Below are 17495 nucleotides of genomic sequence, written 5' to 3'. Positions count from 1 at the left end.
ACAATAAATATGAATTTAGCAATGATCGGTTTAGGAAAAATGGGAATCAATTTGTGTGAGAATTTAATCAGAAATGACAATCAAGTAGTTGCTTTTGATTTAAACGAAGTGGCTAGACAAAAAGCTAGTGATATGGGCGCTCAAAGTGTTGCTAGTTTGGAAGAGGCCGTTTTAGCTTTGAAGAAACCTCGTATTATGTGGGTCATGTTACCAGCTGGTAAGCCAACTAATGATACGATCGATAAATTAAGTCAACTTTTAGATAACGACGATATTGTGATTGATGGTGGTAATTCATTTTATGAAGATTCACTCAGACACAATCAAATTTTAAAGGCTAAAGGAATTAAATTCTTCGATTGTGGAACATCTGGTGGTAAAAGTGGTGCTAATCAAGATGGTAACTTCATGATTGGTGGCGATGACTATAAAACTTTCCAATATATTGAACCAATTTTCAAAGGTATTGCGATGAAAGATGGTTATCTCTACACAGGTAAAGCGGGTAGTGGACATTATCTCAAGATGGTTCACAACGGTATTGAATACGGAATGATGGAGGCTATCGCTGAAGGATTCGATGTGTTGGAACACAGTAAATTCGAATATGACAATGAAGCCGTCGCTAAAGTTTGGTCCAACGGATCAGTAATTCGTGGCTGGTTGATGGAATTAGCTCAAGATGCCTTTTCTAAAGATAATAATTTACAACATATCAAAGGCACAATGCATTCATCTGGTGAAGGTAAGTGGACTTTAGATGAAGCCTTGAAATTACAAGTACCAACACCTGTTATCGGAATGTCATTGATGATGAGATATCGTTCTATGGAAGATGATACTTTCACTGGCAAAGTTGTTTCAGCGTTACGAAATGAATTTGGTGGACATGCAATCGATAAGAATAAATAATTTTGAGTTTATGTAAGGAGTTTTAATTATGGAATACATGATTGGCGTTGATATTGGAACTACTAGTACAAAGAGTGTTCTCTATGATATGAAAGGAAAAGTCATTGCCCACGCTAACAGTGGTTATCAATTGTATCAAGATGTGCCCGATATGGCTGAAGAAGATCCAGAAGATATCTTTGATGCAGTAATTGAAGTATTGGGACAAGTTATTCGTAAAGGAAAAGTCCAAAAAGGTGAGCTAAAAGGGGTTTCCTTTTCATCAGCAATGCACAGCTTAATTCTTATGGATCAAGATGATCAACCATTGACTCGTGCGATTACTTGGGCCGACAACCGAGCAGCCAAATATAGTGAAGAATTGAAAGCAAACGGTATCGGAGCAGAGATTTACGCTAAAACTGGAACGCCAATTCATCCCATGGCACCATTATCAAAAATTTTATGGATCAAGAATGAAAAACCAGATTTATTTAAGAAAACTAAGAAATTCATTGACCTTAAAACATATATTTTCTTCAGATTATTTGGAACTTATAAAATGGAATATTCAATTGCTTCCGCGACTGGGATGTTCAATATTTTCAAATTGAAATGGGAACCACAAGCCTTGGATCTATTAGGCATTACTACAGATCAATTGCCAGAATTAGTTGAACCAACTGACACAATTACTGGTATTAACTCCAACTATGGTAAGGTTTTGGGAATTACGAAGGATGTACCATTCGTATTTGGTGCCAGTGATGGCGTATTATCAAATCTGGGTGTTAATGCGATTGATCCTGGAGTAGTAGCTGTGACAATTGGAACTAGTGGAGCAGTCAGAGTAGTGGTCGACAAACCAGTGGTTGATCCTAATGGGAGATTGTTCTGTTATGCCTTAACTAAAGACAAATGGGTCGTTGGTGGTCCGGTTAATAATGGTGGAATTGTTTTCCGCTGGGTCAAGGATCAACTCTTTGCGCCAGAAAAAATTACCGCTGAACAAATGCAAGTTTCAACTTATGATATTTTGACACAAATTGCTGAAAAGATTCCTGCTGGTTCTGATGGATTGTTGTTCCATCCTTATCTTGGTGGCGAGAGAGCTCCAATCTGGGATGCTTACGCTAGAGGATCATTCTTCGGTTTAACTAGAAAGCACACTAGAGCACATATGGTTAGAGCTGCTTTGGAAGGTATCGTTTATAATCTGTATATCGTTATGTTGACGATTGAAGGAGTTGCCGGAAAACCTAAGAGTATTCAAGCTACAGGTGGATTTGCCCGTTCAGCTCTATGGAGACAAATGTTGGCTGATATTTTTGAACAAGACGTTACAATTCCTGAAAGCTTTGAGAGTTCCTGTCTAGGTGCCGCAGTATTAGGAATGTATGCCTTAGGATATATTGATGATTTATCAGCTGTGAAAGATATGGTTGGTGTAACTGATGTTCACAAACCAAATGAAGAGAATTTCCAAGTTTATCGTGAATTGTTACCAATTTGGATCAGACTATCAAGAGTCTTGGAACCGGAGTACAAGAGTATTGCCGAATTTCAAAAGAAACATGTGAAATAAAAAAGTGCGTGTGAACGCGCTTTTCTTAATAGATTCACTGTAAGCGGTAACAAAGAGGAGGAGACTAATTATGGCTTTCTTAGTATTAATTTTAGGTGTAGCCCTATTACTATTTTTAATCATTAAATTAAAACTGAATACCTTTGTTTCATTGATCATTACTTCTATAGCTGTTGGGATTGGATTAGGAATTCCAATGACTAAAATTGCCACAAGTATTCAAGACGGAATTGGCGGACAATTGGGTGAATTGTCGATTGTTTTCGGTTTCGGTGCAATGCTAGGTCGACTGGTTGCTGACGCCGGTGGTGCCTATCGAATTTCGCATACTTTAATTGAAAAGTTTGGAAAAAAACGACTACAGTTAGCTATTGTTTTGGCATCATTCATCATCGGAATTGCCTTGTTCTTTGAAGTAGGGATGGTTCTTCTGATTCCAATCGTTTTCGCCATAGCTGTCGAAGCTGGAGTTTCCATTCTTTATTTAGGAATTCCGATGGCCGCCGCACTTTCTGTAACTCATGGTTTCCTACCACCACATCCAGCACCTACTGCAATTAGTGCTGTTTTGAATGCCAATGCTGGTCATGTTTTACTTTACGGAATAATTGTTGCCATACCAGCAGTTATTGTTGCCGGTCCAGTTTACACAAAATTTGCTAAAAAGATTGTACCTGATGCCTTTAACCGTAAAGGTAATTTAACTGCTTTGGGACCACAAAAGAAATTCAAGTTGGAAGATACTCCAGGATTTGGTATCAGTGTATTAACATCATTGTTCCCAGTCATTTTAATGGCAATTACCACAGTCTATCAATTGTTATTCAATGGCGGTTCCGTACCAAAGAATCCAACACTCTTAGATTCAATCATTGCTTTTATTGGAACACCAGCTATTACTATGACAATTTCATTATTAGTAGCGATGTACACTATGGGTTGGGCCAGAAGATTTAAGACCTCAGAAATTATGAAAAGTTTGGAAGATGCCGTTAAATCAATCGCCATGCTACTATTAGTAATCGGTGGTGGCGGTGCTTTCAAACAAGTTTTGATCGATGGTGGAGTCGGTGATGCCGTAATGAAACTGTTCACTGGAGTTAATATTTCTCCATTGATACTAGGTTGGCTGATAGCCGTTGTCTTGAGAGTAGCACTAGGGTCAGCAACCGTTGCTTCATTAACTGCTGCCGGATTAGTTTTACCATTGATGACTTCAGCCGGAGTAAATCCTGCTTTGATGGTGTTAGCTGTTGGAGCTGGTTCATTAGCCGCATCCCATGTTAATGATGCAGGTTTTTGGATGTTCAAAGAATACTTTGACTTAACAGTGAAGGAAACCTTGTTAACTTGGACTGTTTTGGAAAGCTTAATTTCCGTTGTTGGTATTGTTTGCGTTATGATTTTGAGTTTGTTTGTTTAAATGAAATACAAAAAAATCTGAGACTCGCGGTTGCATAGATTGAGTCCCAGATTTTTTCATTTGTGTTGGAATTTTTTATAAAGTACTCCCTCAGGAAGTGAAGTAACAATTAAAGTAAGTAAAACCGGATAAATAATGAAATAAAACATGTGAGGCAGAAGAGAATATACATTTTGCTGTATTATGACTGCCATGAAAATCGCTACTTCAAGTATGTAAATTCCTGGTGTTTTAAACTTTTTATGGATAGAACCTTCTTCGGGAACTGAAATAATAATCAGAATAATTAGGACTAAGCAAGTTACATAATAGGACATCGAGGATAGAATGGTATATTTACTTTGCTCTACAATAATGTCGATTAAAATCATGACTGCAAATAGGTACATTCCTTGTGATAGGTAATGCATTATCTTTTTCATCATACGGTGTTCTCCTTTCATCTCTTAAAGTGACTCCTGTACTCATCTTTTATTATGAAATCGTTTTCTTTATAATTAAAGAAAGGAGTTCTTTCGAAAGAGTTCCTTTCTAATCTTAGTTAGGGAAGGAAAAATTATGGGGATGTCTGAGAAATTGAAATATCAGAGAAAAAAGAATGGATTGTCACAAGGGGATGTTGCTAAGAAATTGAATATTACTAGACAAGCAATATCGCAATGGGAGAGGGGAGAAAGCCGTCCCGATTTAGAAAATTTGCATTTAATATCAGGTATTTATCATGTTGATTTATCTTATTTTTTTGATTAAGTATATAGAATAAAATTATGATTATTACAAAAGAAGGCACTTCTCATTTTGATTGGAGAAGGCCTTCTTTTTTGTTGTTCTTTCTAAATTGAGAGGGACTCATGTTAAATCTAATATAGAATTCTTTCCTAAATTGATGGTACGTAGAGAATCCACAATTATCGATGACCTGCATTATTTCTACATTAGTATTTTTTAGATAATCTTCGGCGTGTTTCATTCTTACATTGGTTAAATATGTATAAAATGTTAATCCAGTTTGTTTTTTGAAAAAATCGGAGAAATAGGCTGGAGATAAGTGAATATAATTTGATATTTCTCTTAATGTTATGGGTGTAGAGTAGTTACTTTCAATGTAACCTATGGCTTGCCCCATTCTTTTGTGATATTTAAAGTTTTTTGAAGCAGATTTAGAGGTCAGAGTTGTATAGAAGTTAGTAGTCAAAAGATAAAGCAGATCAAATAGGGATGATAATCCAGATAAATAAGCATTTGCTTTATGGTTTTTATTAAGAAAGAAATCCATTCTAACGATATCATCTTTTAATTGAGTTATTGCTGGATGTTGATTATTGATCATAAAGTGGTAAGTCGAAAAATTTGGAATGAAATTGATTAAAAAATCATAGGATATTTGTAATACATAATTTTGAATATGTGTTGAAGAACTCATTGTTGAATGAATATCATTGGAATTAATAATATAGACACTTCCTGGATTTAATTCGGTAACTGAATTATTATCAAATATTTTTACATTACCTTTTATTAGATAAATAATTTCAACGTCGTCGTGATAGTGAGGAACTATGTACGAATGATCGGTTGATTTGGGATGTTGATCACTCATGTATATCTTAAAAGGAATATTAGGTAAAAGATTAATTAGTTCATGTTGGACATTATCCCGATTTTCATTATTATTTTTTAGCATTTTACGATCTCCAAAATCAATTTAAAATCTTTAGTTAATTATAATTTTATAAAAATCGAAATATAAGTACAATATTTACCAAACTAATGGGCTAATTTATATTTGAATAGATGCTAGAATTATCAATTGTAAGCGATAACAATAACTTACAAAATCATTAGGCCTAATGATTAATTAGAAAAAGGGGCAAAAAGATGATAAAAAATAAACACAGTTTTTTATTTAAAGCCTCCATACTTGGGATATCTATTGATACAACGGCAGCGGGTGTTATTTCAGGAGCTATTCCCGTTATTAAAGATAGTTTTCCAGGAGTGGCTTCATCAGCTATTGAATCTATCACAACTTTACCTAGCTTGGCAATTTTAATATTTGTCGCCATTAGTCCTTTAGTAACAAAGAAAATTGGGTATAAGAATACAGCATCTTTAGGACTATTAATTTCATTTATTTCCGGAATTGCTCCGGCATTTATAAATAGTATCTATGGAATATTAGTTTGTCGGTTCTTATTTGGTGCCGGAATCGGATTATTAAACCCTCTATCATACAGTATAGTTTCTTACTTCTATGAGGGGGATGAACGTGCGCAGATGTTTGGTTTTATAGGTACTGTTTCAAATTTGGCAAGTACGTTGTTAACTATGTTAGCGGGAATATTACTTCAGATCAGTTGGAGATTTAGTTTCCTGACATATTTCATACTGTTAGTTGTCTTGCTACTAGTTATTGCTTTTCTACCTAAGATGAACATTCAACAAGAAAATAAAAAGATAAGTATAGTTAAAAGCTTAAAGAAATTAAACGGAAAAGTATTTGCATTTTGTGCAGCTATGTTTTTTATGCAGTTTATCTTTATGACATTAATGATTAAATTGTCATTGTTGATTACAGATGTCGGTTATGGAACAGCCACTTCAGCCAGTTTCATATTAAGTTTCACATCTTTAACTGGGATGTTTGTTGGGGTCTTATTTGGAAAAGTTCATCAGTTATTAGGTTCAAAAATGTTCCCGTTGTTCATCTTGATTCTTAGTGGAAGTAGTATTCTCATTACATTTTCGAAGAATCTATTATTCACAGGTGTTCTAGTAATTATTATGGCCGCATCATTCACATTTTTATCACCATATATGTTTTTAAGAATTTCAGAATTATGTCCTAAAGAGTTAACTAATTTTTCTAATTCGTTAGCTTTGGTATTCATCAATATCAGTGTTTTCTTGACACCTTATATTCAACAAATAATTGGTGATGTAATTGGAAATCAAACTCCAGCTGCTGCCATGATAACAAGTGGTGTTGTTGGATTAATAGTACTTATCGTTGTAATTTGGAATTCATTTGGTATGCAAAAGAATTCATTAAAAAATAAAGTAAATTAAAGGAGTAAATTAATTATGTATAATTCATTTCGTCCAGGACAAGTTTGGTTAGATACAGATGGTAACAGAATTCAAGCACATGGTGGTTCTGTTATGTATATAGATGGTACATATTATTGGTACGGTGAAAACAAAGAGAAGTCGGATGGTAAGAATGGAATTTGGCAATGGGGCGTTCGTTGTTACAGTTCTCAAGATTTATATAATTGGAAGAGTGAAGGAATTATTATTCCAGCTAATACTGATGATCCGGAATCACCATTCTATTACAAAAATCAAATGGATCGTCCACATATTATCTATAATAAGAAAACAAAGAAATATGTCTGCTGGGTCAAAGTAATGCATAAGGATGATACTCAAACAGAGACAGTTTTGACAGCTGATAGTATTCTTGGACCATATACAATTGTTAACGAAGATATTTCTCCATTAGGCATGAGTGCTGGTGACTTCGATTTGGCTGTCGCCCCAGATGGCAAAGGCTATTACTACTTTGAAAGAGTTCATTCAGAAACAATTTGTGCCGATTTGACCGATGATTACACTGATCTAACGGGTTATTACACAACTCACTTCCCACATCGTTTCCCACCATATGTACGTGAAGCTACAGCTCATTTCATTAGAAACTATAAACACTATTTATTGACTTCAGGTACTACCGGATACTTCCCAAGTCCTTCAGAAGTTGCTATTGCCGATACATGGCATGGTCCTTACACTGTTTTGGGTAATCCTAGTCCTCAAGACACAACAAAGACTTCATATTATTCTCAAGTAACTTCAGTCTTTAAGGTACAAGGAAAGAAAGATTTGTATATTGCTTGTCAAGATCGTTGGTTACCTAATGAAATGAATCGTAAATATGAAGATTATGCTAAAACATTTGAACAATTCTTCAATCCAGCAATGAAAGATACAAAACCTGATAATTTGGATGATGTAGTTGTTGCGAATACATCAATTGCAGATTATGTATGGTTACCAATTAGATTTGTTGGAGACAGACCATATATTGATTGGCATGATGAATGGTCTTTGGATGATTACGAATAAGCGATAAAAATATAGCAGTGATTTCACTATGGAATCACTGCCTTTTTTGGAGGTAGTTAAATGTCATTTAAGTTTCAGATTAATGAAAATATAAAATTTACACGTAATAAAGAATTTTTAGAAAAAGCGGAAGAGAGTAAATCAATTTTAAATTACGAAAAATATAAACCAGTTCGTTGTATTGAAGTGAATTCTTCTACAGAAATAAAAAACACTCAAATTAAAGATTTGCATAGTAAGCAATTTGGACGGGATGACAGTATTATTTTAGATTTTGGTGAACATCACGTTGGCAAATTTTCTATTGATATTAATAGAGTTGGATCAATGATGGATGCGCCTTTGACGATAAAGTTTCAATTTGCGGAAATTTCTAATGAACTTTTGAGTAATCCTGATGAATATGACGGCTGGTTATCTCGCTCATGGATACCAATAGAAACTTTGCATATTGATGAGTTACCTTGTAAGTTACATTTACCAAGAAGATATAGTTTCAGGTATGTAAAAATTACTGTAATAGATACTTCACCAAAATGGAAGATAGAATTAAATAATCCGATTGTTGAAGCACAGAGTGCAATTTTGAATAGAGAACTATCAAATATAGAATTGTCGGGAAGTACTCAATCATTACAAAATATTGAAAAAGTTAGTCTAAAAACCTTGGCAGAGTGTATGCAAGATGTATTTGAAGATGGACCTAAACGGGATCAAAGATTGTGGCTTGGAGATTTGCACTTGCAAGCATTAGTGAATTATTCAACTTTTAAGAAGAACTCATTGGTCAAAAGATGTTTGTACTTATTTGCAGGAATGACGACCGAAGATGGGAAAGTTAGTGCAAATATTTTTACTAGTAAGGATGAGGTGCCAGATGACACCTTTTTGCTAGATTATAGTTTGTTTTTTGTAAGTACGTTAAAGGATTACTTGGAAAATACTCAGGATCAAGAAACTGTCAGGGAACTTTATCCGACAGCTAAGAAACAAATTGATCTAGCACTCGCATGTGTTAATGGGGATGGAAAATTAATAATTCCAAATGAGTGGCCTTCATTTATTGATTGGGGAGATGGTTTTGACAAAATTACCGCCACTCAGGGTGTACTTATCTATGTGTTAAAAGATTTTCTGGAATTGAGTAAGGGTTTGATAATTGAAGTTGATGATGAATATAATAAAAAATTGCAACTCTTATCTGATTATTCACGAAAGAAATTGTATGACTCTTCTAGACAATTGTTTATTTCAGGTGAGAATGCAGAGTTAAATATTTATAGCCAAGTATGGATGATTCTAGCAGGAGTATTTCCTGAAAATATTGAAAAATCAATCATGCTTGCTACGTATAAAAGATTCTTTCCTATTAAAAATATTGAAACTCCGTATATGTATCATTATGTTGTAACGGCATTATTGAAGGTTAATATGAGAACAGAAGCCATTGATTTAATAAACAATTATTGGGGGTCTATGATCAGTAATGGTGCTGATACTTTTTGGGAGGCATACAAACCTGATGAGCCAAACTTTTCTCCGTATGGAAGTCCTTTAGTTAATAGTTATTGTCATGCTTGGTCTTGTACTCCGGTTTATTTAATTAATGAATATAATCTTTGAGTGAAAATTTAAACGTTTTCTTTAAAAAAATGAAAATTATAATTTTTCTAATAACCCCTCTAGATTAAACCAGACTTTAATTCTATACTGGTTTTATATAAGGGAGGGAACGAAATGAAAAATCCAAGTTCCGATTGTACTGAAATTCTAGTTGGTAAAGCCGCTAGTATGGATGGTTCCACTATAGTTGCCCGTAATGAGGACGGCTATGGCCCAATTAATCCGATCAAATTTGTCGCACATGCTGCTAAAGATCAAGAAGATGCATTTTATATTTCTAAAACGACAGGTGTAAAAGTTCCGCTACCTAATCATGCTTATCGCTACACAGCAACTCCACAAGCTGATCAAAGCGATGGTCAATATGAAGAAGCTGGTATCAATGAATTGAATGTTGGTATGAGTTCAACTGAAACAACTGCTACTAATGCCCGTGTTTTGGGCTATGATCCATTAGTTCATAATGGTGTCGATGAAGAAGCTATGTTAACTTTGGTATTGCCTTATGTAAAGACTGCTAAAGAAGGTGTTCTTCGTTTAGGTGAACTACTTGAAGAATATGGTACTGGAGAATCAAACAGTATTGCCTTTAATGATAAAAATGAAGTTTGGCTTTTAGAAACAGCCGGTGGACATCACTGGGCTGCTATGCGTTTGCCAGACGATGCTTATGCTATTGTTCCTAACCAAACTGTTATGGAAGAGGTTGACGTTAGCGACCCTGAGAATTATTTGATTGCGACTGATTTAATTGATTTTGTTGAAAAACATCATTTGAATCCAAATCCTGACCATTTTAATTTCCGTGAAATCTTTGGAACACAAAGTGAAGCTGATGCATACTACAACACTCCACGTACATGGTATGGTCAAAAATTATTCAATCCTGAAATTGAACAAGAACCTACATCTCAAAAGATGCCTATGGTTAGAAAACCAAGTAAGAAGATTGCAATTGAAGATGTAGAATATTTCCTATCATCACACTATAACGGTACTAAGTACGATCCATTTGGTACTTTTGCTTCTGGTACAGCAAATGAACAACGTCAGTTCCGTTCTATCGCGATGGATCGTAATCAAGCATCATCAATTCTTCAAATTAGAAATGATGTTGATGATAATCATGCTGCTATCCAATGGTTAGCATTAGGATTCTTCGCATATAGTCCATATGTTCCATTCTATACAAACATTACAGATACACCTGAGGACTATAAGAATACGACAAATGAAGTCTCAGTTGATAACATGTACTGGCTAGAAAAAACTTTGTCCGTTATGATCGAACCTCACTATCATGAATATTCAGATATGGTTCACGCATATTTGGATGCTTGTCAATCATATGCTCGTCAAAGAATTGAAGTTACTGATGAAGTGATTGATGGTTTCAACAATGACGTCTCACAATTCTTAACTTCAAGCAATATGAAGACTGCTGCTGAAGTTACAAAACGTACACATCAACTATTCAATGATTTAGTTAAAAAAGGTTTGATGCTATCCAAGACAACTTGGGAAAAAGGTCAAAACTTATAGTATTTATAGATTGATAAATTAAAACCGATCTCAATAGAGGTTGGTTTTTTTGTTGACTAAAATTGGATTTGATTTAAACTTTGATAATAAATCAAATTGGTGATATTCATGAAAAAAAGAAATTTATTAATAAGCCTGTGCATAATTATTTTTGGCCTTGTAACGGTGGAATCATATTCACAGCAAGAAGTTTTAGCTGTCACAAATAATCAAAGTCAAAAGCGGCAGGTGCCTACGCTATTTTTTCATGGCTTTGGAGGCACTGTTCATTCGATGGACTATTTAATCGATCAATCTCAAGCTGATGGTTATGCTACAAGAACCTTAACTATTTTTGTTTCTCCCAAAGGAAAGTTGAGCTTTGATGGAGGGTGGCCTAAATCGGCTAAGAATCCTGAAATTCAAGTTTTGTTTGGTAATAATCACGAATCTGATTATCATCAGACTGCTAAATGGATCGATTCAATTGTGAAAATGTTACATCATAAGTATGGCGTTACAAAATTCAATGCGGTAGCTCATTCTTGGGGTAATAACGCCGTTATGTATTATCTTGAAAAATACAGTGATGATAAGAATCAGCCTCAAATTGATTCACTCGTTAATATTGCAGCTCCAATGCAAGTCTTAAATCATAATATTTATCGTCGTAATGAGTGGCGTTATTCACCGCAACTAACGAAGGATTTTAGATCCTATACTGCTCCCGATTCGGTGATTCATAAATTACATATTCGTGAATTGAATATCATGGGGCAATTATCGATGAAAGATCACTTTGATAAGGCGGTCCCAGTGTCTTCAGCTAAGTCATTAAGAAGAGTCTTTAAAGGTCCGCATCAAACATATGAGGCACGTATTTTCACTGGTCGTAGAGCCGAACATAGCGCTTTAACGAGAAGAAATCCACGTGTACTGCATGATATTGAAAGTTTTCTTTGGGAAAGAAATAAGTAATCAAAATTACATAACAAATTCATTAATTCGTCACATTTCTTTTGTAAAGTTCTTGTTATCGAAACTTAATTAGAAATGATAGGTGACAGGATGAATTTCTTAATAATGGTAGTAATTTTTATAGCAGGGCTGTGTTTAATAATGTCGGGCAGTCATATGAAAAGTAATATTATCTCTAAACTGTTTTATTTCGTTGGCACATTTAGTGTTCTCTTAGCAATGTATATTGCCTGGCCAAAATAAAAAGCATGTTCGTAATTTGAACATGCTTTTTTGTCTTATTCAATTGAAATTAGTTGTACATTATTAACAAAATCAGATTGCTTCAGTTTATCAAGCAAGTCATCAATCGTACCATTTAAATGACCTATGTCTAAAGAAATCACGACAGTGGCAATATTATGGATAGGAATATTTTGGTTGATAGTTAGAATACTGGCATTAGATTCGGAAATGTCCACCAGTACTTTAGATAGAATTCCCTGTTCATGATGCAACATCATTGAAATGACGGCTTTACGATCGTTCATTTCTTCATCAGGTAGAAAGACTAGATCCTTATATTTATAGTAAGTACCACGACTGATACCGACTTCCTTTACGGCCTCACTGACATTGTGGACTTTTCTCGTTTCAAGCAGATTACGTGCTTTAATTACTCTATCGAAGGATTCAGGAAGAATAGAACTGTCGACAATATAGTATTTTTCCATTGCTAATCTCCTTAATTGTGCTTCTTATCTCTTAAATTATATCATTCAACGAAATTCATTTTAGCAAAATTTCAAAAATAAGTTGTTCAACTGTATAAGTCCGCTAATCTTTGCTATTCTAAAGTTGATTGGAGATGTTAATTTGAAAACGTTAATAATTGTTTCTCATCCGGAAATAAATAACTCGCAAACACAGCAATTCTTGATGCAAGGAGCAAAGTTATTTGATGTTACATGGCACCATGTTGAAGGATTGAAAAAAATTGATGTCGATAATGAACAGAAATTGTTAAGAGATGCCGACAGAATTATTTTTCAATTTCCGCTTTATTGGTATGCTGCCCCAGCTGGTTTAAAAGATTGGGAAGATAAGGTTTTGACTCGTAATTTTATTTACGGTGATGGTAATGACAATCTACGCGATAAGGAATTTGGAATCGTTGTTAGTACTGGTATGCCACTTAAAGAATTTAGACGGGGTGGAACGGAAAATATTACAATTGATCAAATTATGGCACCGTTACGTGCTATTGCTGATCGTGCTAAAATGCAAAATTTACCAGTTTTTGTTATTTCGCAATTTCAATATTTAAAAGAAGAACAACAAATGCAAATATTGATTGATTATCAACGATATCTAACTCAGAAGTATCCTGATACATTAGATAATCGTCAAGAATGGTTTGAACAGGAGTTTGCTGATCGATTGAAGACTTTCGATGAAACAAATTGTACTGAGTGTGAAACAATTTTGAATACATTTATTCAACAAAAAGAAGATTTAAGCCAATTAAAGAGCACCATTAGTCTGATCAAGCAAGGGGAGGACGAATAATCATGGCAGAAGATACCGGAATTTGGTTGAGTAAGGAACTTTCCAAATTAGTAGATAAACAGAAGGCCTATGAAAATCGCGCCTTTTTAGTAGCTATGAAAAAAGTTGTCAAAGAGCAAAATGATCGTATGAAATTATTACAGGGTGAAGTAGATGGTCGTCTATGGAATCATGAACAGTGGTAAAAACTAGCGTCTAATAGGATTTGTTATACATATTCACGTGTGTGACGAGTTTATTGGATGCTTTTTTAAACTTTATATTTGTTATCTTGTTATTTATATAGTAACATGTAGTAGAAAGTTGAAGGTGATAGAGATGAAATATATTATAACTGGTGCTACAGGTCATTTAGGTAATCATATTTTTAATGAATTAATCAAATTAGTTCCTAGTTCCTCAATAACAGCTGGAGTTCATACGGTTTCTAAAGCCAGCAAGCTAGCTCAAGCGGGTTCTGAAGTTGTCAGTATCGACTTCTTTAATGAAGATAGTTTGATTAAAGCCTTTCAAGATAAGGATGTTTTAATTTATGTTCCAAGTAAAAGTCACGATAGTTACAGTCGAATAACAGAATTGGAAAATGTTTTGCAAGCAGCTAAAAAGGCTTCAGTTGGTCATATTTTGGCAATGGGCTTTATTGCTGATCAAGTTAATAATCCATTTGATTTATCAGCATTCTATGGCTATTTGCCAAGAAGATTAGCTGAATCAGAAATTCCTTATACGATTATCAGAAACGGACTTTATGCAGATCCTTTAGTTCCATATTTACCAGAATTAATTGAACGCCATAACGTTATCTATCCTATGAAGGATCAAGCTTTGTCCTTTATTAGCCTAGATGACAGTTCTAAAGCCTTTGCTAAAGTGGCTGCTACAAAGTCGTTATTGAAAAATGGTCGTATTTATACTTTGACACAATCAAGAAATTATACGATGCCTCAATTAGCTGAAGTATTGTCTGAAGTTGCAGATAGTGAAATAGGTTATCAGCCAGTAAGTCTGGATGAATTTGGAGCTATGTATAATGAGGGCAACGAAGGTCATATGTTGTCTTCAATGTATAAAGCCGGTGGTATGGGTCTTCTTGATGAAATCAGTTCAGACTATCAAGAAATCATGGGACATCCTGCTACTGATTTGAAGAAATTTTTACAAGCAAATTATCAAAATGATTAAATAATATTCTTATTTTAAATAAAATTTTGTCACTTGGCATGGAATTGTTGTAACATAATCAACATACTGTGAGGAGTGATAGCATCAAAAATTCAATACAAACGAGGGTAATCGGACTAGTGAGTGGTCTGATCCTGAATGCTTTTGGTAATGGTTTGTGCATAACTGCTGATATGGGAAGTGGATTATGGACAGCCGCTGCTGTTAATTTAAATAAATGGTTTTCTTGGAATACCGGGTTAATTTTATTTGCTTTCGGTGTCATTAATGCGATAACTAATCAATTTTTAATTAAAAAATTCGATGGTAAGAGATTGGTTGGACAAATCTTATACGTTCTGTTTTTCAGTTATTTCGTTAATGTGTTTACCGATTTACTGACCTATGCAGGTGTTCCCAATTTACCGATTGTCGTCAGAACAATCTTATCTTGTTTAGGAGTCGTTTGTTTCTGTGTCGCCATTTCACTATATCAGAGAGCTAACATCGTAATGCATCCCAATGATGATACGACAAATATTCTCAGATTCTTCTATTTGAATGGCAATTCAACTAAGGCACAGATTATCGACTTTCTACCACCAATTATTATTATCTTAATTGCTGCGGTTGGTATTCATAATGTCTATTCAGTTAATATTGGGACATTGTTCTCATTTATCTTTAATGGGATTTTGATTGCCTCAGCTGATAAGCTTATCTGGCCACAATTGAAACATAATTTCAAAACACAAACTGATTAATATCTTAAAATTTTGGTTTTGACTGAAATTTTTTACTATAAGTCGTATAATAGAAATACAAGATATAGAAAACGCTTACACAAAGCGATATCTTGCGAGAGATTTTAATAATTAATTAGGTGGTGCGTATTGATGAAATTAAATGACAATACAGAGGCAAAGAGAATTCTATCGGAGCTATATACCGATATTAATAATAATAAAGAAATCGATAAAAACGACTATAGTAAAGATTTTGTTTTGAAAACATATAATTTGTTAGATAAGAATTATTCAGAAACATACTTATTTGGTCGTTTGCGAGATGATCGTCAGGTTCAAAGCGTTTTGAAACATATGGATAATGGTTCAGAATATCAAGAAAGTATTGATCAACTTTCTCGTAATTTAGGTTATGCGGTCAATTAGATACAAAAAATGGGCTCTTTGTCAAATCGTATTGATGAATAGTTTTTGTATAGAAGGCAACCTCATGTAGGTTGTCTTTTTTTATGCGCAAATGAGTCTTATTCTCTTAAGAAAATGGTCAAGATTTCTGAAGCCATAACTGATATGTTTGAGTTTTTTTATCTTTCCAATGGTCCCTTCAAGAGGACCATTGGAGTACGGCATTGTGCAACTATTCTTTACATAATTTAAATTCTTACGTAACGTTGAAATAGATGTATCCATAGCGGTATTATTCTTTTTATATCCATAGATGGTTTCTTTGAGTAATGATATATCGTGTTCATGTATCGCTTTCTGAATACCTTGATAAATATCATAAGTATTTTTAAAAACTGGTAGATTGTCAGTGGCTATATCAATAACGTTTCGCGTTGTAGTATATTCGTTGATTCCAAAAATATATTTTACTTTCTTGTCGTCTACATCTGCCTCAGGCAGATGATAGAGACGCCAATTAGACTTAAGTGCTTTATACAAACGGGAATGTTTATCATTTATTTTTTTAAGACAACTGATTCTAACTTGATCCAATGCCCGGCTACATAGCTGAACTATATGAAATCTATCAACTATTATTTGAGCATTGGGAAAAATTCTATGAATGACCGACTGATAATTAGCATTCAAATCAATAGAGACAGTCTTAACGGCTTGCCGTTCTGACAAGCTATAGTTATTTATAAAGTGTTCAATAACTGTTTTAGAGAGTCGATCATGAATCAGCTCAATTAGATGATGTGTTTGTGCATCAATAGCTATAAAAGTAAATATACCGTTAACTGAACGAAATTCATCAAAACACAGGTTTTTTGGAAGACAATCACATCTATTTGGTAATTTGGTATTGTCATATAAGACTCTGCTTACTGTATTTACTGATACTCCGATGATCTTAGCTATTGATGTTAAAGTAAAGGATTCCTTTGCCATAACGAATATTCTGTTTTGAACTTGTTTAGTCATAGTATGATTTTTGATTAATAAATCACTGTGGGCACCGCAGGTGCCACCACAGTTCTTACAAATATAACGTTGTTTATTGAGCATCAAATGATACTCAATACCGTTAAAACTGGCTAATCTAGCATTAGTTTTTCTTTTTCCATTTTTGACTAATGAATTTAAACCACATTGTGGACATCGATACAGTTTATAAGTTAAATCAGCGTTTACGATCTTTATATGCTTTATAACGCCACGATTTTTAATCGTAGCGTCCTTGACTGAAACATTACTTATATTATTGTCTTTTATATCGAGTGCACATAGTATAGAATTGTCTTGGGACATTATTGTTTTCTCCATGTTTGATTGGGTTTGGTCGCTTAAATCTTAACATGAGAACAGTGATGTTCTTTTTTTATTTTCTAGAGATTAAAAAACTGGTATTGATTATTCATCAATACCAGAAAGTATAGAACTA

At 34.1% G+C, this 17495-nt stretch carries 18 protein-coding genes; 14 read left to right on the top strand and 4 right to left on the bottom strand.

Going from position 1 to position 17495, the window contains the following annotated elements; translation table 11 throughout:
• Positions 1–9: 9 nt before the first annotated feature.
• From gnd to ATN92_RS11520, 3 genes are all read left to right on the top strand, one after another.
• Positions 10–912 carry a phosphogluconate dehydrogenase (NAD(+)-dependent, decarboxylating) gene (gene gnd / locus ATN92_RS11530; protein ID WP_056951876.1) on the top strand — a complete coding sequence of 301 codons (903 nt, stop codon included), beginning with the start codon at positions 10–12 and terminating at the stop codon, positions 910–912.
• Between the two features lie 28 nt (positions 913–940).
• Positions 941–2476: a gluconokinase gene (gene gntK, locus ATN92_RS11525; protein ID WP_056951878.1), complete on the top strand. Its 1536-nt coding sequence runs from the start codon at positions 941–943 to the stop codon at positions 2474–2476.
• A gap of 70 nt (positions 2477–2546) precedes the next feature.
• Positions 2547–3899: a gluconate:H+ symporter gene (locus ATN92_RS11520; protein WP_056951883.1), complete on the top strand. Its 1353-nt coding sequence runs from the start codon at positions 2547–2549 to the stop codon at positions 3897–3899.
• 56 nt (positions 3900–3955) lie between these two features.
• Here the strand turns inward: ATN92_RS11520 and ATN92_RS11515 are convergent, their stop codons facing one another.
• A complete protein-coding gene (locus ATN92_RS11515; protein ID WP_056951885.1) occupies positions 3956–4324 on the bottom strand; it encodes a hypothetical protein in 369 nt (122 codons plus the stop codon).
• A gap of 139 nt (positions 4325–4463) precedes the next feature.
• Between ATN92_RS11515 and ATN92_RS11510 the strand changes: the two genes are divergently transcribed.
• Positions 4464–4649, top strand: a complete 186-nt coding sequence (locus tag ATN92_RS11510) for a helix-turn-helix domain-containing protein (RefSeq protein ID WP_158106611.1) — start codon at positions 4464–4466, stop codon at positions 4647–4649.
• A gap of 43 nt (positions 4650–4692) precedes the next feature.
• On the opposite strand, the gene ATN92_RS11505 is transcribed toward ATN92_RS11510, so the two are convergent.
• Positions 4693–5583, bottom strand: a complete 891-nt coding sequence (locus ATN92_RS11505; protein ID WP_056951889.1) for a helix-turn-helix domain-containing protein — start codon at positions 5581–5583, stop codon at positions 4693–4695.
• Positions 5584–5777: 194 nt separating this feature from the next.
• Here ATN92_RS11505 and ATN92_RS11500 point away from each other — a divergent pair, with 194 nt between their 5' ends.
• From ATN92_RS11500 to ATN92_RS11480, 5 genes are all read left to right on the top strand, one after another.
• A complete protein-coding gene (locus tag ATN92_RS11500) occupies positions 5778–6968 on the top strand; it encodes an MFS transporter (RefSeq protein WP_056951891.1) in 1191 nt (396 codons plus the stop codon).
• Between the two features lie 15 nt (positions 6969–6983).
• Positions 6984–8027 carry a family 43 glycosylhydrolase gene (locus ATN92_RS11495; protein WP_179207692.1) on the top strand — a complete coding sequence of 348 codons (1044 nt, stop codon included), beginning with the start codon at positions 6984–6986 and terminating at the stop codon, positions 8025–8027.
• 60 nt (positions 8028–8087) lie between these two features.
• Positions 8088–9650 (top strand): alpha-L-rhamnosidase-related protein, encoded by a 1563-nt coding sequence (locus tag ATN92_RS11490; RefSeq protein WP_056951895.1) that lies wholly within the window; start codon positions 8088–8090, stop codon positions 9648–9650.
• Positions 9651–9764: 114 nt separating this feature from the next.
• Entirely contained in the window at positions 9765–11192 is a 1428-nt protein-coding gene (locus ATN92_RS11485; protein WP_056951896.1) for a C69 family dipeptidase, read from the top strand.
• 108 nt (positions 11193–11300) lie between these two features.
• Positions 11301–12149 carry an alpha/beta fold hydrolase gene (locus tag ATN92_RS11480; RefSeq protein WP_082604507.1) on the top strand — a complete coding sequence of 283 codons (849 nt, stop codon included), beginning with the start codon at positions 11301–11303 and terminating at the stop codon, positions 12147–12149.
• Between the two features lie 278 nt (positions 12150–12427).
• Here ATN92_RS11480 and ATN92_RS11475 read toward each other — a convergent pair whose 3' ends face one another.
• Positions 12428–12862, bottom strand: coding sequence for an ACT domain-containing protein (locus tag ATN92_RS11475; RefSeq protein WP_054643742.1), 435 nt, complete (start codon positions 12860–12862; stop codon positions 12428–12430).
• 142 nt (positions 12863–13004) lie between these two features.
• On the opposite strand from ATN92_RS11475, the gene ATN92_RS11470 reads away from it, so the two are divergent.
• From ATN92_RS11470 to ATN92_RS11450, 5 genes are all read left to right on the top strand, one after another.
• Positions 13005–13697, top strand: a complete 693-nt coding sequence (locus tag ATN92_RS11470; protein WP_056951900.1) for an NAD(P)H-dependent oxidoreductase — start codon at positions 13005–13007, stop codon at positions 13695–13697.
• Positions 13698–13699: 2 nt separating this feature from the next.
• Entirely contained in the window at positions 13700–13882 is a 183-nt protein-coding gene (locus ATN92_RS11465) for a hypothetical protein (RefSeq protein ID WP_056951902.1), read from the top strand.
• 133 nt (positions 13883–14015) lie between these two features.
• Positions 14016–14879, top strand: a complete 864-nt coding sequence (locus ATN92_RS11460; protein WP_056951904.1) for an SDR family oxidoreductase — start codon at positions 14016–14018, stop codon at positions 14877–14879.
• A gap of 110 nt (positions 14880–14989) precedes the next feature.
• Complete coding sequence (locus tag ATN92_RS11455; protein WP_476728488.1) at positions 14990–15622, top strand: DUF6198 family protein; 633 nt, start codon at positions 14990–14992, stop codon at positions 15620–15622.
• 132 nt (positions 15623–15754) lie between these two features.
• Positions 15755–16030: a hypothetical protein gene (locus ATN92_RS11450; protein WP_025086376.1), complete on the top strand. Its 276-nt coding sequence runs from the start codon at positions 15755–15757 to the stop codon at positions 16028–16030.
• 81 nt (positions 16031–16111) lie between these two features.
• On the opposite strand, the gene ATN92_RS11445 is transcribed toward ATN92_RS11450, so the two are convergent.
• Entirely contained in the window at positions 16112–17362 is a 1251-nt protein-coding gene (locus ATN92_RS11445) for an ISL3 family transposase (protein ID WP_056950777.1), read from the bottom strand.
• Between the last annotated feature and the right edge of the window lie 133 nt (positions 17363–17495).

Source organism: Companilactobacillus bobalius, assembly GCF_009764355.1.
This window is presented reverse-complemented; position numbering and strand designations above follow the sequence as displayed.

Excerpts from the sequence above, each read along its gene's own strand:
- ATN92_RS11500 (WP_056951891.1), top strand. The coding sequence starts at position 5,778 with ATGATAAAAAATAAACACAGTTTTTTATTTAAAGCCTCCATACTTGGG.
- ATN92_RS11520 (WP_056951883.1), top strand. The coding sequence starts at position 2,547 with ATGGCTTTCTTAGTATTAATTTTAGGTGTAGCCCTATTACTATTTTTA.
- ATN92_RS11495 (WP_179207692.1), top strand. The coding sequence starts at position 6,984 with ATGTATAATTCATTTCGTCCAGGACAAGTTTGGTTAGATACAGATGGT.
- ATN92_RS11460 (WP_056951904.1), top strand. The coding sequence starts at position 14,016 with ATGAAATATATTATAACTGGTGCTACAGGTCATTTAGGTAATCATATT.
- ATN92_RS11480 (WP_082604507.1), top strand. The coding sequence starts at position 11,301 with ATGAAAAAAAGAAATTTATTAATAAGCCTGTGCATAATTATTTTTGGC.
- ATN92_RS11510 (WP_158106611.1), top strand. The coding sequence starts at position 4,464 with ATGTCTGAGAAATTGAAATATCAGAGAAAAAAGAATGGATTGTCACAA.
- ATN92_RS11465 (WP_056951902.1), top strand. The coding sequence starts at position 13,700 with ATGGCAGAAGATACCGGAATTTGGTTGAGTAAGGAACTTTCCAAATTA.
- ATN92_RS11450 (WP_025086376.1), top strand. The coding sequence starts at position 15,755 with ATGAAATTAAATGACAATACAGAGGCAAAGAGAATTCTATCGGAGCTA.
- ATN92_RS11445 (WP_056950777.1), bottom strand. The coding sequence starts at position 17,362 with ATGTCCCAAGACAATTCTATACTATGTGCACTCGATATAAAAGACAAT.
- ATN92_RS11505 (WP_056951889.1), bottom strand. The coding sequence starts at position 5,583 with ATGCTAAAAAATAATAATGAAAATCGGGATAATGTCCAACATGAACTA.
- ATN92_RS11515 (WP_056951885.1), bottom strand. The coding sequence starts at position 4,324 with ATGATGAAAAAGATAATGCATTACCTATCACAAGGAATGTACCTATTT.
- ATN92_RS11485 (WP_056951896.1), top strand. The coding sequence starts at position 9,765 with ATGAAAAATCCAAGTTCCGATTGTACTGAAATTCTAGTTGGTAAAGCC.
- gnd (WP_056951876.1), top strand. The coding sequence starts at position 10 with ATGAATTTAGCAATGATCGGTTTAGGAAAAATGGGAATCAATTTGTGT.
- ATN92_RS11475 (WP_054643742.1), bottom strand. The coding sequence starts at position 12,862 with ATGGAAAAATACTATATTGTCGACAGTTCTATTCTTCCTGAATCCTTC.
- gntK (WP_056951878.1), top strand. The coding sequence starts at position 941 with ATGGAATACATGATTGGCGTTGATATTGGAACTACTAGTACAAAGAGT.
- ATN92_RS11490 (WP_056951895.1), top strand. The coding sequence starts at position 8,088 with ATGTCATTTAAGTTTCAGATTAATGAAAATATAAAATTTACACGTAAT.